We start from the raw sequence: 14,727 nt of genomic DNA on the forward strand, positions 1-14,727 counted from the left end.
TTTTTGACCTGTGAATACATTCAAGTGTGGGAGGGGGCTTGCCCCCGATGACGGTAGAACTGACAACAGAAATGTTGAGGTAGACATGAACAACTGGATCAGCGCCCTCGCCAACCTGCAAAACCAGGGCGAACCCTGCGTACTGGTGACCATCATCGAAGAGCTCGGCTCCACGCCGCGCAATGCCGGTTCGAAGATGGTGATCAGCGCCGCGCAGACGTTCGACACCATCGGCGGCGGGCACCTGGAATACAAGGCGATGCAGCTCGCCCGCGACATGCTCGCCCGCCGCCAGCAACACACCCATCTGGAGCGCTTCAGCCTCGGCGCGAGCCTGGGCCAGTGCTGTGGCGGCGCGACCGTGCTGCTGTTCGAACCGATGGGCCAAGTGCAGGCACAGATCGCCGTATTTGGCGCCGGCCACGTAGGCCGCGCACTGGTGCCGTTGCTGGCGAGCCTGCCGTGTCGGGTGCGCTGGATCGATTCGCGCGAGCAAGAGTTCCCGGAACACATCCCACAGGGCGTGCGTAAAATCGTCAGCGAAGAACCGGTCGACGAAATTGCCGACCTGCCCGTGGGCAGTTACTGCATCGTGATGACCCACAATCACGCGCTGGACCTGGAGCTCAGCGCCGCCCTGCTCAAGCGCAATGACTTTGCCTACTTCGGCCTGATCGGTTCGAAGACCAAGCGCGTCAAGTTCGAACACCGCCTGCGTGATCGCGGCGTCGACACCGCACAGCTGCAACGCATGCGCTGCCCCATGGGCCTTAGCGAGGTGAAGGGCAAATTGCCGGTGGAAATCGCCATCTCCATCGCCGGGGAAATCATCGCCACCTACAACGCCCATTTCGGCCAGCACACCGCGAGCGCCGAACCGATTGCCCAACTGCTGCCGGCCTCGCGCCGCAGTCAAGCTGCCACTTTTGCCAAAAATTGAGATCACCATGCCTTTGACGCGCAAAGCCTACCGTGCCGCCATCCTGCACAGCCTCGCCGACCCCGCTGAAGTGGGGATCGAGGCGTCCTACGAGTATTTCGAAGACGGCCTGCTGGTCATCGACAACGGTCGGATCAGTGCCTTGGGGCACGCCCGTGACCTGCTGCCGAGCCTGCCCGCCGAGGTCGAAATCACCCATTACCAGGACGCGCTGATCACCCCCGGCCTGATCGACACGCATATCCACCTGCCGCAAACCGGCATGGTCGGCGCCTATGGCGAGCAGTTGCTGGATTGGCTCAACACCTACACCTTCCCCTGCGAACGCCAATTCGCCGACAAGGCCCATGCCGAGGAAGTCGCGGATATCTTCATCAAGGAGTTGCTGCGCAACGGCACCACCACCGCGCTGGTGTTCGGCAGCGTGCATCCGCAATCGGTGAATGCGTTCTTCGAAGCCGCCGAAAAACTCGACCTGCGCATGATCGCCGGCAAGGTGATGATGGACCGCAACGCTCCAGACTACCTCACCGACACCGCCGAATCCGGCTACCAGGAGAGCAAGGCGCTGATCGAACGCTGGCACGGCAAGGGCCGCCTGCACTATGCGGTGACGCCACGCTTCGCCCCCACCAGCACGCCGCAGCAATTGGCGCTGGCCGGGCAACTGCTGGGCGAATACCCGGACCTGTACATGCAGACGCACATCAGTGAGAACAAGCAGGAAGTCGAGTGGGTCAACGAACTGTTTCCTGAGCGCAGCGGCTACCTGGATGTGTACGACCACTACAAGCTACTGGGCGAACGCTCGGTGTTTGCCCACGGCGTGCACCTGTGCGATGACGAATGCGCGCGGTTGGCGCAAACCGGCTCGGCAGTCGCATTCTGCCCGACCTCGAACCTGTTCCTCGGCAGCGGGCTGTTCAACCTGCCAATGGCCGAGAAGCACAAACTCAACGTGGGCCTGGGCACTGACGTGGGCGGTGGCACCAGTTTCTCGTTGCTGCAGACGCTGAACGAAGCCTACAAGGTCATGCAACTGCAGGGCGCACGATTGAGCCCGTTCAAGTCGCTGTACCTGGCCACACTGGGCGGTGCGCGGGCGCTGCGACTGGAAGACAAGATCGGCACGTTGCAGCCGGGCACCGACGCGGACTTCCTGGTGCTGGACTACAACGCCACGCCGCTGCTCAGCTACCGCATGAAGCAGGCGAAGGACATTGCCGAGAGGTTGTTTGTACTGATGACACTGGGGGATGATCGGGCGGTGTTGCAGACCTACGCGGCCGGCAGTCTAGTCCACCAACGCTGATCTCAGTCACAACACAAAACACATGTGGGAGGGGGCTTGCCCCCTCCCACATTTTTGATCGGGTTTACAGCTTTACCGAAGAGCGCCCAGGCTTCTTGCTCAGCAACAAATGCGAGAACACCGCATGCAAATCATCCGACGCACTTTCCTCATCGAGGTTGAGCTTGCTGTCGATGTGATCCATGTGATGCATCATCAAACTCACCGCCAGCGCCGCGTCCCGGGCTTCGATCGCATCGATCAACTGGGTGTGTTCATCGTAGGAACAGTGCGAGCGGTTACCGCTTTCGTACTGGGCGATGATCAACGAGGTCTGGGACACCAGGCTGCGCTGGAAGCTGATCAGCGGCGCGTTCTTCGCCGCTTCGGCCAGCTTCAGATGGAACTCTCCGGAAAGGCGGATACCGGCACCGCGATCGCCGCGGGAGAAGCTGTCGCGTTCGTCGTTGACCATCTGTCGCAACTCGGCCAACTGCTCAGCCGTGGCGTGCTGCACCGCCAGTTCCGTGATCGCCCGCTCGACCAGACGTCGGGCCAGGAACACCTGGCGCGCTTCTTCGACACTGGGGCTGGCCACCACGGCGCCACGATTTGGCCGCAGTAGCACCACGCCTTCATGGGCCAAACGCGACAGCGCGCGGCGAATGATGGTGCGGCTGACGCCGAAGATTTCGCCCAGTGCCTCTTCGCTCAACTTGGTACCGGGAGCCAGGCGTTGTTCGAGGATCGCCTCGAAGATATGCGCGTAGACGATATCGTCCTGGGTTCCACTGCGACCGGTCTTGCCGGCTCGCGGTTGTTTCTTGAGAGGTTGCAACTGTTCGTTCATGGGCACTCGGGTCGGGAGAACGGCGGCGAATTAACGGTAATACGGCAACAAAGATGCGCTGGCAAGTATCGCCTAAAATCAGCGCACATTGTACACAACCCCATGTGCCAACACACTGTACGGCTGTTTGCGGCCCCGGCTGTATTGCAATGAATCGTTACGTTTGAGTTTAGGCTTGAATCTGCGCCTTCACTGGCAAACTCCCAGGTAAAAGGAAACACCTCGCCATGACCGACGCCACCCAAGCGCCCTTGCGCCCGCTGGCCGATACTTCTCCCTCGGCCATCGTCGCCGGTTTCATCGCCATGATGACCGGCTACACCAGCTCCCTGGTGCTGATGTTCCAGGCTGGCCAAGCCGCCGGTTTGACCACCGCGCAGATTTCCTCGTGGATCTGGGCGATTTCCATCGGCATGGCGGTGTGCAGCATCGGCCTGTCCCTGCGCTACCGCACGCCGATCACCATTGCCTGGTCGACGCCCGGCGCCGCGCTGTTGATCACCAGCCTCGGCGGCGTCAGTTACGGCGAAGCCATCGGCGCCTACATCACCTGCGCGGTGCTGGTGACGCTCTGCGGGCTGACCGGCAGCTTCGAAAAACTGGTCAAACGCATCCCGGCGTCGCTGGCGGCGGCCTTGCTGGCGGGGATTCTGTTCAAGATCGGCAGCGAGATTTTCGTCGCCGCGCAACATCGCACCGGCCTGGTGCTGGGGATGTTTTTCACCTACCTGATCATCAAACGCCTGTCGCCGCGGTATGCGGTGCTCGCCGCGCTGGTGATCGGCAGCGTGCTGTCCGGGCTGATGGGGCTCCTGGATTTCAGCGGCTTTCACCTGGAAGTGGCAACGCCGGTGTGGACCACGCCGCACTTCTCGCTGGCGGCGACCATCAGCATCGGCATCCCGCTGTTCGTGGTGGCGATGACCTCGCAGAACATGCCGGGCGTGGCCGTGTTGCGCGCCGACGGCTACAACGTGCCTGCGTCGCCGCTGATCACCGTCACCGGCCTGGCCTCGCTGGTGCTGGCGCCGTTCGGCTCCCACGGCATCAACCTGGCGGCGATCAGTGCGGCGATCTGCACCGGGCCCCACGCTCATGAAGACCGTAACAAGCGCTACACGGCGGCTGTCTGGTGTGGGGTGTTCTACGGCATTGCCGGGGTGTTCGGCGCCACATTGGCGGCCTTGTTCGCAGCGCTGCCCAAAGAGCTGGTGCTGTCGATTGCGGCGTTGGCCTTGTTTGGCTCGATCATCAATGGCTTGAGCATTGCCATGAATCAGCCGAAGGAACGGGAAGCGGCGCTGATCACCTTTATGGTCACCGCGTCAGGCTTGACGTTGTTTTCCATCGGGTCGGCGTTCTGGGGAATTGTGGCGGGGGTGTTGACGCTGCTGATTCTGAACTGGCGCAAGGCCTGAGTGTTTAAGGCCCCATAACGAAACAGCGACCCGGGCGGGTCGCTGTTTCATGACATCAGACGGCCGAGTTGATCGACGTCTCTGGATGCCAAGCGTCCAACAGCGCGCTTACTTCAACGCGAGTCAGCTCTGCGCGGGCCTTGAGCCACGCTTCAACGGTTGCACGTTGCTCTTCGGTGACCGAACCACGAGTGGCTTTGCACACCAGACCGAAGTCATCGCCGCCGACGTAGTCGAGGCCATTGCCGTCCATCGCTTCGGTCAGGAACGCTTCGAGGAACGCGTCAACCGCTGCATCGTCCAAACCTTCTTTGAAATCCAGGTTCAGTTCGAAACCCAGCTCTTGAAATTCATCAACGCACAGTTTTTTGCGCAGACGCCGGGAACGGTTAGTCGCCATTGGAACAATCCTCATAAGTAATAACGGGCGGCACTTTAGCAGTTTAAGGAAGCGATTGCCCGATTCTCTAGGACAGGCGGCGAAATGCTCGGAAAAAAAACGCCGATTAGCAGCTATCGTTCAGCTACAAGTGGCTCCAGCTTGGGGCATAATGCCGACACTTTCATGACCACTGGGGGATTTTCTTACATAACCCTCGCCTTTTTTCACCCTCCTCAGCAGTAGGGTCTTATTTCTTATGATCAAATCTTTGCGTCCATTGCTCCTTGCCGGCTTTCTCCTGCCGCTGGCCTTTTCCGCCACCGCCGCCCCGATCAACAACACCCTGCCGCCCAATGTTGCACAGGCCCTGCAGAAGGCCAAACTGCAAAACACCGCACTGTCCCTGGTGATGCTCCCGCTGAACGGTCCCGGCACACCCACCGTATTCAACGCCGACGTCTCGGTGAACCCGGCCTCTACCATGAAGCTGGTCACCACCTACGCGGCCCTGGAAATGCTCGGCCCCAACCACCAGTGGAAGACCGAGTTCTACACCGACGGCACCCTCAGCGGTGGCGTGTTGCGCGGCAACCTGTACCTCAAGGGTGGCGGCGACCCCAAGCTGAACATGGAAAAACTCTGGCTGCTGATGCGTGACCTGCGAGCCAATGGCGTGCAGCAAGTCACTGGCGACCTGGTACTGGACCGTAGCTTCTTTATCCAGCCACAACTGCCGGAATTCAATGACGACGGCAATGACGAGAACAAACCGTTCCTGGTCAAGCCCGATGCCCTGCTGGTCAACCTCAAGGCCTTGCGCTTCGTGACGCGCAACGATTCGGGACGCGTGATCGTGTCGGTCGAGCCGCCGATTGCCAGCATTCGCATCGACAATCAGGTCAAGGTATCCAACGCCAAGCAGTGTACCGGTGACGTGCGCTACAACCCGGTGACGGCGGCCGATGGCAGCATCACAGTAACCGTCAGCGGCCAGTTGGGCGAAGGCTGCAGTTCGCAGACCTACTTGTCGCTGCTCGACCACGCCACGTATACCGCCGGCGCCGTGCGGGCGATCTGGCAGGAATTGGGCGGCACCATCCAGGGCCGCGACATCCAAGCTCCGGTGCCCAAGGACGCCAAGGTACTGGCACGGGCCTTCTCGCCGGACCTGGCGGAAATCATCCGCGACATCAACAAATACAGTAACAACACCATGGCCCAGCAATTGTTCCTGAGCCTGGGCGCGCAGTTTCGCAACGATGCCGACGGCGACGATGCCAAGGCCGCCCAACGTGTGGTGCGCCAGTGGCTGGCGAAGAAAGGCATCACTGCACCGCATCTGGTGATGGAGAACGGTTCCGGCCTGTCACGTGCCGAACGCGTCAGTGCCCGTGAAATGGCGGCCATGCTGCAAGCCGCGTGGAAAAGCCCCTACGCGGCTGAGTACATCAGCTCGATGCCGATTGCCGGCACCGACGGCACCATGCGCAAACGCCTGAAGACCACTGCCATGCGCGGCGAAGCCCACGTCAAGACCGGCACCTTGAACACCGTGCGGGCCATCGCCGGGTTCAGCCGCGATAACAACGGCAATACCTGGGTAGTGGTGGCGATTCTCAACGATCCGAAACCGTGGGGTGCGTCGTCGGTGCTCGACCAGGTGCTGCTGGACCTGTATCGCCAGCCGAAGCTGGCGGCGGCGGCGCCAGTCCTCTAGCGTTTGTGGCGAGGGGGCTTGCTCCCGCTGGGCTGCGACGCAGCCCTCAAGCCCGGCCCCGAATGTTATCTGCAAGCATGCGGGGTGTTAATCGGGACCGCTTCGCGGTCCAGCGGGAGCAAGCTCCTTCGCCACAGTTTCGACCCGATCCCTGCCCGCCTGCTTGGCCACGTACACCGCCGAATCCGCGCGCAGCAGCAACCCGTCGACCCCTTCGTCGATCCGCCAACTGGCCACCCCGAAGCTGGCTGTGACGGTCCCCACCGACTCCATCGGCGCGCTGCGCAGCGACTGCCATAACGCCATCGCCAAACTGTAGGCCTGGGTGCTATCGGTATTGGGGCACAACACCATGAACTCCTCGCCGCCCAGGCGACAGAACACATCGCTGCGGCGCAGACGTTGGCTGATGCGCTTGCACAGTTCCTGCAAGACCCCGTCGCCGACCGCATGGCCATATTGGTCGTTGATACGCTTGAAGTGATCGATATCCAGCATGATCACTGACAACGCCCCCGACGTGCGATTCAGGCGGACCATCTCGGCCTTGAGACGATCCTGGAAATACCGGCGGTTGTGAATCCCGGTGAGGGCATCGGTGATGGACAGCGCGCGCAGTTCTTCTTCCACGCGCTTGAGATCGGAAATATCAGACACATAACCATGCCACAGCGTACCGCCGCCCGGCAGTTCCTCCGGCGTGGCCTCACCGCGAATCCAGCGCAGGCCCCGTTGCGGCAACTGCACGCGGTACTCTTCGCGCCAGTGGCTCAATTGCAGCGCGGATAAGCGGATCGACGCATCCACCCGCTCGACGTCCAGGGGGTGGATGCGCTCCAAGACCTGCTTCGCATCCCGTTGCAGCACCCCGGTGTCGATCTCGTAGATATCGCGCATGCCATCGCTGGCGTAGATAAACCGCCAGTTGTCCTGGGGCTCCACGGTGAACTGGAAGATCCCGCCAGGCACATGGGCGCTGAGTTTTTTCAGCAAGCGGTCCCGCACGGCCAGGGCCTCATAGGCGCGTTTTTGCTCGGTGACATCCAGGTAAATCGCCAGGTGCCCGACCCATAAGCCATGCTCATCCAGCAACACGGTGCCGAGCATATTCACCGTCAACTGGCTGCCGTCCTCGCGCACCAGGGTCCACTCGCGGGCCTCCTGCGGGTTGTCCGGGCTTTCCACCAGCATCGCCTGGCTCGGCGGGATTCGCCGGCCCAACGCCACGCTCAAACTCGTCGCGCGCGCGTCCAGCTCCGCCGCGACATGCAGGCTTTCCAGGGTCAAGCGGCCGATTACGTGCTCGGCCTTGAACCCCAGCATCTGCTCGGCACCGGCGTTGAAGGTGTTGATCACGCCGTGCAAGTCGGTGGCAATGATTGCAACCTGCGTCGCGGCGTTCAGCACGCTACGCAACTGGCCGTGGGCGCCGCGCAGTTCCTGCTCGCGCAGGCGCAACTGCGCGGTACGCTGCTCCACCAGTTTCAAGGCGCGCTGACGCTGGCTGACCAACATATAGAGCAAGACGCTAAGCAACAGGCTGAAGAGCCCGCCCATGGCCAGGATCGAGACCAGGGAGAAACCGCTGCCCTTTTCGAACACCAGGCTGGGGCGCAGCGTTAGGGCGTAGACATGATCGCCGAGGGTCAGGCGGCGCGTGGCCACCAGATCGCTGTTGGCCAAAGCATTGCTGGACTCGTACAGCAGGCGCTTTTGCTGGTCAGAAGTGTCGACGATCTGCGTCACCAGATTATCGCGATCCGGCTTGGGCAAGCCGTCGGCCATCAACTGGCGCATGCTGATCACGGCCATCACAAAGCCGTAGGGTTCTGTCCCGCCTAGGGAGACGACTGGTGCGACCAATAACACGCCGGTGGCGTAGGCCGGCTCCACACCCACCAACTGCATGGGCTGGGACACTGCCAGCTTACCGCTCGCTTGTGCGCGCTGAAGGGTCGAGCGCCGCAGAGGTTGGGCCAGCAGGTCAAAGCCCAGGGGCGAACCGAGCAGGCTGTGGGTCTGGCTGTACAGGATCGGCACGTATTCATCGCGCTCCACCGCCGGGGCCAACTCACCGAGTGAATTCAGTTCACGTATCCTGAAGGGCAGAGCGCGCTGGCGCGATACTTCCTGCTCAAACTGAACGCGCTGATCACGCAGCACCCGCGGCGCCCAGACATACGCACGGGAACGCAGCAGCAAGGGCTGGGCGAAACCATCGAACTCGTCTCGGGACACGTCACTGGAATTGACGAAAAAGCGTTGCAGGCTGGCCAGACGTTGCTCCTGGTCCTCGAAACGCTCCTGCAGACGGGTGAATCGCTCATTGACCAACAGTTGGAAACGCTGGCGCTCCTGCTGTTGATAGAGGTCGGATGTCGCCCAGGCAATGATGATCGTCAAGGTGCTGCCTGCCAAAAACACCACCAATGCCATCAGCCAAGCCGATACCTGCTCACTGATAAAACCTAGGATCTTCGGGCGAACGGCTTGCAACGGCATAGGCAACACTCACAACGCCAGCGTGCTGGGGTGTCACTTTGGCTGGACGTTTAGTTATAGCTAGCGGCCCTGTATTTGACCAGCGTAAAAAGCCGCAAGACCCGATTATTCGAGGCTTGCGGCTTATGGGGGGGAGCAATCAGCGAGCGGTGATTTTCCAGGCCCGATGGATCTTCGCATTGCGCGCAAAATCCGGGTCGAGGGTCTTGTCGCTGATTTCCTCGACCGCGTAGCGTTCGCTGAGGTTGTCCTCAAGCACAAACTTGCGGAAGTTGTTCGAGAAGTACAGCACGCCACCCGGTGCCAGGCGCGCCATGGCGAGATCGAGCAACTGCACGTGGTCGCGCTGCACGTCGAAGATACCTTCCATGCGCTTGGAGTTGGAGAAGGTCGGCGGGTCGATGAAGATCAGGTCGAACTCATCGCGACTGGCTTCCAGCCACGCCATCACATCACCCTGCTCCAGGCGGTTCTTGTCGGAGAAACCGTTGAGGGAGAAGTTACGACGTGCCCAGTCCAGGTAGGTCTTGGACAGGTCGACGCTGGTGGTGCTGCGCGCGCCACCCTTGGCTGCGTGCACGCTGGCGGTGGCGGTGTAGCAATACAGGTTGAGGAAACGCTTGCCGGCCGCCTCTTTCTGGATGCGCATGCGCATCGGACGGTGGTCGAGGAACAGGCCGGTGTCGAGGTAGTCGGTGAGGTTGACCAGCAGCTTCACGCCGCCTTCGCTGACCTCGGTGAACTTGCCCTGGGCGCTCTGGCGCTCGTACTGCTTGGTGCCGCTTTGACGCTCGCGGCGCTTGACCACCACGCGGTTCTTGTCGATGTTCAGCGCCTGGGGAATGGCCGCCAGGGCATCGAACATGCGTGCGGAGGCTTTTTCCGGGTCGATGGATTTCGGCGCGGCGTATTCCTGCACGTGGACCCAATCGTGATACAGGTCGATGGCCATGGAATATTCCGGCATGTCGGCATCGTAGACGCGGTAGCAATCCACACCTTCACGCTTGGCCCACTTGCCCAGTTGCTTGAGGTTCTTTTGCAGGCGGTTGGCGAACATCTGCCCGCCTTCGCTCAGGCGCGCCTGTTCGACCACGGGGGCTGGCGCCGCTGCTGGTTTGATCGGGTTGCCGTTCTTATTGTACTGGCGCTCTTGCGGCTCGGTCGGGGCCTGGTCGTAGGCGGCTTGTTCGCGTTCGGCCTGGCGCTGCTCCGGAGTGCGGCGCTCGCCGGTGACGAACTGGTCCGGGTTGACCTTGATCAGCAGCAATTTGCACGGCAAGGCGCCGTTCCAGAACGCATACTGCTTGTGGCTGCGGATGCCCATGCGCTTGCCCAGGTCCGGCGCGCCGGTGAATACCGCCGCTTCCCAGCCCATGCACGCTTGGCGCAGACGCTCGCCGAGGTTCTGGTAAAGGTACAACAAGCTCGCTTCGTCACCCAGGCGCTCGCCGTAGGGCGGGTTGCAGATCACCAGGCCTTTCTGGTTCTGGTCCGGACGCGGCTCGAACGTAGCGACTTCGCCCTGGTACACCTTGATCCAATGGCTGAGGCCGGCACGCTCGATGTTGTTGCGAGCAGGCTGGATCAAGCGCGGATCGGCTTCGTAGCCACGAATCCACAACGGCGGCTTGTTCATGCCGATGGCGGCACGCTCGCTGGCCTCGGTGTGAAGTTTCTTCCACAGCGCCGGGACGTGACCGAGCCAGGTGGTGAAACCCCACAGTTCGCGATTGAGGTTGGGCGCCATATCGGCGGCGATCATCGCGCCTTCCACCAAGAAGGTGCCCACGCCACACATCGGGTCGGTCAGCGCGCCGCCTTCAGCAGCGATGCGCGGCCAGCCGGCACGAATCAGGATCGCTGCCGCGAGGTTTTCCTTCAACGGTGCGGCACCCTGCTGCAGGCGGTAACCGCGCTGGTGCAGGCTGTGGCCGGACAGGTCGAGGGACAGGATCGCTTCGCCACGGTCCAGGCGCAGGTGGATGCGCAGGTCCGGATTGATCTTGTCGATGGACGGACGCTCGCCGGTTGGCGTGCGCAGCTTATCGACGATTGCATCCTTGACCTTCAGCGCGCCGAAGTGGGTGTTGTCGATGCCCGAGCCGTGACCGCTGAATTCCACCGCCAGACTGCCGTCCGGGACCATGTGCTCAGCCCACTCGATATCCAGCACGCCGTGATAGAGGTCTTCGGCGTCCTTCATCGGGAAGCGCTTGAGTACCAGCAACACGCGGTTGGCCAGGCGCGACCAGAGGCACAGGCGGTAAGCAGTTTCCATGTCGGCCATGCCGCGCACGGCCGAGGTGTGCTCGCGGGCTTCCTCAAGGCCAAGCCCGACGGCTTCCTCGATCAGCAGGCCTTCGAGGCCCTTGGGGCAGGTGAGGAAGAGTTCAAAACGGTCCGACATGGGTAATCCAGGCTTTTCAGCAATAAATGAACGGGCGACGCATCGCCGGCTCGGTTTTCAATCAAGCACTTTTCTTGAAGAGTGCTCGCGTGGCACGAATGTGCCGTCCCACCCCGTCTACCGGGCCTTTGGGCCTAGATTGACGGGGCAGAGAGATAATTTTTGCAACAAAAAGAAATATTCAGACCCTTCGTCGAATAGTGACCGACCGTGACGGGCGGGCTTTCTCACCGCAGGAAAAAGCCCATTCTCTTCGCAAGGCACATCATAGCTGGCTTTGCCCAATAAAAGGGGCGAAAAGCCATCCCAGCTTATGGCTATAGCATCACTATTGTGACGTGCTTATGACAAAACGATCATTGAATCCATGTGACCTATTGGTTAGAACTCAACACAGGTCAGCGCCACAACGACGCTGACACATTGGCTCGCCACGCCGGCAGCGAGCCACACCAACGGCAGAAAAACTCTGCCCGGCCCCAGACGAGGCCGAAGGATATCAAGACAGTCAACAAGTGAGGGAAACACCCTATGAGAAGACTTAAGCGTGATCCGTTGGAAAGAGCATTTTTACGCGGATATCAATATGGCGTTCATGGCAAATCCCGTGAGCTTTGCCCATTTACTCTACCGTCGGTACGCCAAGCCTGGATCAACGGCTGGCGAGAAGGACGCGGCGACAACTGGGACGGTATGACAGGCACTGCGGGCATCCACAGACTCAACGAACTTCACGCGGTCGGCTAATCAAGGGCATTTAATTCCGACACCAGCACGAATAGTAGGTAACAACTTAACCACGCACGCCCTATCCAGGCGGCGGGCTTCGGCCCAGGGGCTCCTCTTGAGGAGCCCTTTTTATTGGGCGTGTGTCAGGCCTTTTTTGGCAACGCCGCAATCGCGTCCACCGCCTCGCGAATCAACGCCGGGCCCTTGTAGATAAAGCCGGAATACAGCTGCACCAGGCTAGCACCGGCGGCGATTTTCTCGGCCGCATGTTTGCCTTCGGTGATACCGCCAACCGCGATGATCGGCAAACGCCCTGCCAACTCGGTAGCCAGCACCTTGACGATATGCGTGCTCTTGTCACGCACCGGGGCGCCCGACAAGCCGCCCGCTTCGTCGCCATGGGCCAGGCCTTCAACACCGACACGGCTGAGGGTGGTGTTGGTGGCAATCACCGCATCCATCCCTGAATCCACCAGGGCCTGGGCGACCAGTACGGTTTCTTCATCACTCATGTCCGGGGCGATCTTGATCGCCAACGGCACGCGCTTGCCATGGCGCACGGCGAGGTCTTCCTGGCGCTGGCGCAAGGCTTCGAGCAATTGCTTGAGGGAATCACCAAACTGCAGGCTACGCAGGCCAGGGGTGTTGGGCGAGCTGACGTTCACCGTGACGTAGCTGGCGTGGGCGTAGACCTTGTCCAGGCAGATCAGGTAGTCATCCACCGCGCGCTCCACCGGCGTGTCGAAATTCTTGCCGATATTGATCCCGAGAATGCCCTTGTACTTCGCCGCTTGAACCCGCGACAGCAGGTGATCGACACCGAGGTTGTTGAAGCCCATGCGGTTGATGATCGCCTCGGCTTCCGGCAGGCGAAAAATGCGCGGCTTGGGGTTGCCCGGCTGAGGACGCGGGGTCACGGTGCCGATTTCGACGAAACCGAAACCCAACTGCGCAAAGCCGTCGATGGCCGTACCGTTCTTGTCCAGGCCGGCAGCCAGCCCGACCGGGTTGGGGAAGTCGAGCCCCATCACCGACACCGGCATTTTCGCCGGTGCCTTGCATACCAGGCCATTTAGCCCAAGGCGGCCACCGGCACCGATCAGGTCCAGGGACAGATCATGGGAGGTCTCCGGGGAGAGTTTGAACAACAACTGGCGGGCCAGGGTATACATGGGCGGGCTAGACTCGGATGGCGGCGATAAGTGGCGGCGATTATAGCCGGGCTGGCTGGCTGCGTGCGAGGCGTGCCGCCCAATCGTCAGTAGCGATGCGCGACCAACGCTTCGTAGCGGGCCCAGATCTTCTGTGCGTACTGCAGGCGTAACGCTTCACGCTGCGGACCGGGGCCCGGGCCTGCGTTGTAGGCGCCTATGGCCGTCCAGTTATAGCCGAAACGCTGAATGAACTCGGCAAGAATCGACGCCCCGACCTCTACCGACAGGCAGGGCTCACTCAACAGCCGTTCTTCGGTGATGCCCTGTTTGAGCAGGCGGGGCAAATGGATGCTGTTGATCTGCATCAGACCGATATCGCGGGTGCCATTGCGATTGTTGTAATTCATCGCGCCCGCACGATACCCCGACTCTACGGCGGCAATGGCCTGCAGCAACTCCGGTTCAAGATCGTAACGACTGGCCACCTCGTCCCAGCAATACGCCAGTGCCTGATTGCTTCCCATCAGCACCACCAGCAACAGGCCCCTGCGCCACACGTTGCGCTTTACCTGCCACAGGCCGAGCAAACATGGATGGGCTGCGACGGGGTGCGCTCAGCAGGTCGCACCGGGCACGTAAAGCGATAGCCTCTGCCATAGACCGTCTTGATAAACCCTTTGTCGGCACGCAAATGCTTACGCAATGAATAAATGCAGCGAGTCAGCGACTCCTCCGACACCTCCCCCTGGCGCCAAGCCATTTCAAGCAAACAGTCTTTGGTCATCAGCGCACCACCAGACACCAACAGCAAGCGCAGCACCTGCCACTCCTTGGGCGGCAACTGGATATCCGCGCCCTCACCGGTCAAACGTCCATCGCCATGCAGGGTCCAGTGGCCAAAGACCAGGGAAGTCGTCATCCCTCCATCATTCACGACGGCCATACACACCTCTGCATCCAACCACTGACATTAAAATCCTAATTTCCAGAACCGGCTCATACGCCGACGGCACGACTATAAAAAAGGCGCCCCCTACCCACCCTAGGAAAAAACCCATATCAGCAAGGCTTTCAGGAATAGCCTTGTAAGAAATCTCACTGGAGCTAACAACTAAGGCGATACCCACTCCTGGTAAACCTCAAGCAGCTCAACCCCCAGGCGGTCTTCCAACTGAACCAGCTCGCCCAGAGCCAACAATTGGCCATTGACCCGCACTTCCACGCAATGGATGACTTCCGGCGCCAAAGGCAGCACTTTCCCCGGTGCAAACAGCGCCAGCCGCTTGCGCGTGATCAGTTGTTCCTGCAAAAGAATTTCCAGATGCATGGCGAAC

Annotated in this window: 13 protein-coding genes; 5 read left to right on the plus strand and 8 right to left on the minus strand. The window is 60.9% G+C overall.

Annotated features, from left to right (window positions below; translation table 11 throughout):
• The first annotated feature begins 85 nt into the window (after positions 1-85).
• Entirely contained in the window at positions 86-940 is an 855-nt protein-coding gene (xdhC, locus tag ACS5Q8_RS21225) for a xanthine dehydrogenase accessory protein XdhC (protein WP_426100084.1), read from the plus strand.
• Between the two features lie 7 nt (positions 941-947).
• Positions 948-2,252: a guanine deaminase gene (guaD, locus tag ACS5Q8_RS21230; protein WP_276194318.1), complete on the plus strand. Its 1,305-nt coding sequence runs from the start codon at positions 948-950 to the stop codon at positions 2,250-2,252.
• Positions 2,253-2,316: 64 nt separating this feature from the next.
• Here the strand turns inward: guaD and ACS5Q8_RS21235 are convergent, their stop codons facing one another.
• Entirely contained in the window at positions 2,317-3,081 is a 765-nt protein-coding gene (locus tag ACS5Q8_RS21235; RefSeq protein ID WP_276194319.1) for a GntR family transcriptional regulator, read from the minus strand.
• 227 nt (positions 3,082-3,308) lie between these two features.
• Between ACS5Q8_RS21235 and ACS5Q8_RS21240 the strand changes: the two genes are divergently transcribed.
• The gene (locus tag ACS5Q8_RS21240) at positions 3,309-4,499 is read left to right on the plus strand and encodes a benzoate/H(+) symporter BenE family transporter (protein ID WP_276194320.1); all 1,191 of its coding nucleotides are present in this window, start codon (positions 3,309-3,311) and stop codon (positions 4,497-4,499) included.
• Positions 4,500-4,554: 55 nt separating this feature from the next.
• Here the strand turns inward: ACS5Q8_RS21240 and ACS5Q8_RS21245 are convergent, their stop codons facing one another.
• On the minus strand, positions 4,555-4,899 hold the full coding sequence (locus ACS5Q8_RS21245; protein ID WP_247400046.1) for a YggL family protein: 345 nt from the start codon (positions 4,897-4,899) through the stop codon (positions 4,555-4,557).
• Between the two features lie 238 nt (positions 4,900-5,137).
• Here ACS5Q8_RS21245 and dacB point away from each other — a divergent pair, with 238 nt between their 5' ends.
• Positions 5,138-6,598 (plus strand): D-alanyl-D-alanine carboxypeptidase/D-alanyl-D-alanine endopeptidase, encoded by a 1,461-nt coding sequence (gene dacB / locus ACS5Q8_RS21250; RefSeq protein WP_276194321.1) that lies wholly within the window; start codon positions 5,138-5,140, stop codon positions 6,596-6,598.
• 87 nt (positions 6,599-6,685) lie between these two features.
• Here dacB and ACS5Q8_RS21255 read toward each other — a convergent pair whose 3' ends face one another.
• Entirely contained in the window at positions 6,686-9,100 is a 2,415-nt protein-coding gene (locus tag ACS5Q8_RS21255; RefSeq protein WP_465159382.1) for a sensor domain-containing diguanylate cyclase, read from the minus strand.
• Between the two features lie 139 nt (positions 9,101-9,239).
• The gene (gene rlmKL / locus ACS5Q8_RS21260) at positions 9,240-11,510 is read right to left on the minus strand and encodes a bifunctional 23S rRNA (guanine(2069)-N(7))-methyltransferase RlmK/23S rRNA (guanine(2445)-N(2))-methyltransferase RlmL (RefSeq protein ID WP_276194323.1); all 2,271 of its coding nucleotides are present in this window, start codon (positions 11,508-11,510) and stop codon (positions 9,240-9,242) included.
• Between the two features lie 531 nt (positions 11,511-12,041).
• On the opposite strand from rlmKL, the gene rmf reads away from it, so the two are divergent.
• A complete protein-coding gene (rmf, locus tag ACS5Q8_RS21265; protein ID WP_002553055.1) occupies positions 12,042-12,257 on the plus strand; it encodes a ribosome modulation factor in 216 nt (71 codons plus the stop codon).
• A gap of 125 nt (positions 12,258-12,382) precedes the next feature.
• Here rmf and ACS5Q8_RS21270 read toward each other — a convergent pair whose 3' ends face one another.
• The 4 genes from ACS5Q8_RS21270 to ACS5Q8_RS21285 form a co-directional block, all read right to left on the minus strand.
• Positions 12,383-13,411 carry a quinone-dependent dihydroorotate dehydrogenase gene (locus ACS5Q8_RS21270; protein WP_276194326.1) on the minus strand — a complete coding sequence of 343 codons (1,029 nt, stop codon included), beginning with the start codon at positions 13,409-13,411 and terminating at the stop codon, positions 12,383-12,385.
• A gap of 86 nt (positions 13,412-13,497) precedes the next feature.
• The gene (locus ACS5Q8_RS21275; RefSeq protein WP_247400075.1) at positions 13,498-13,917 is read right to left on the minus strand and encodes a transglycosylase SLT domain-containing protein; all 420 of its coding nucleotides are present in this window, start codon (positions 13,915-13,917) and stop codon (positions 13,498-13,500) included.
• Between the two features lie 41 nt (positions 13,918-13,958).
• Positions 13,959-14,336 carry a winged helix-turn-helix domain-containing protein gene (locus ACS5Q8_RS21280; protein WP_276194327.1) on the minus strand — a complete coding sequence of 126 codons (378 nt, stop codon included), beginning with the start codon at positions 14,334-14,336 and terminating at the stop codon, positions 13,959-13,961.
• Between the two features lie 168 nt (positions 14,337-14,504).
• Positions 14,505-14,720: a FliM/FliN family flagellar motor switch protein gene (locus ACS5Q8_RS21285; protein ID WP_017845218.1), complete on the minus strand. Its 216-nt coding sequence runs from the start codon at positions 14,718-14,720 to the stop codon at positions 14,505-14,507.
• Positions 14,721-14,727 lie beyond the last annotated feature (7 nt).

Source organism: Pseudomonas sp. PAMC25584 (genome assembly GCF_058135675.1).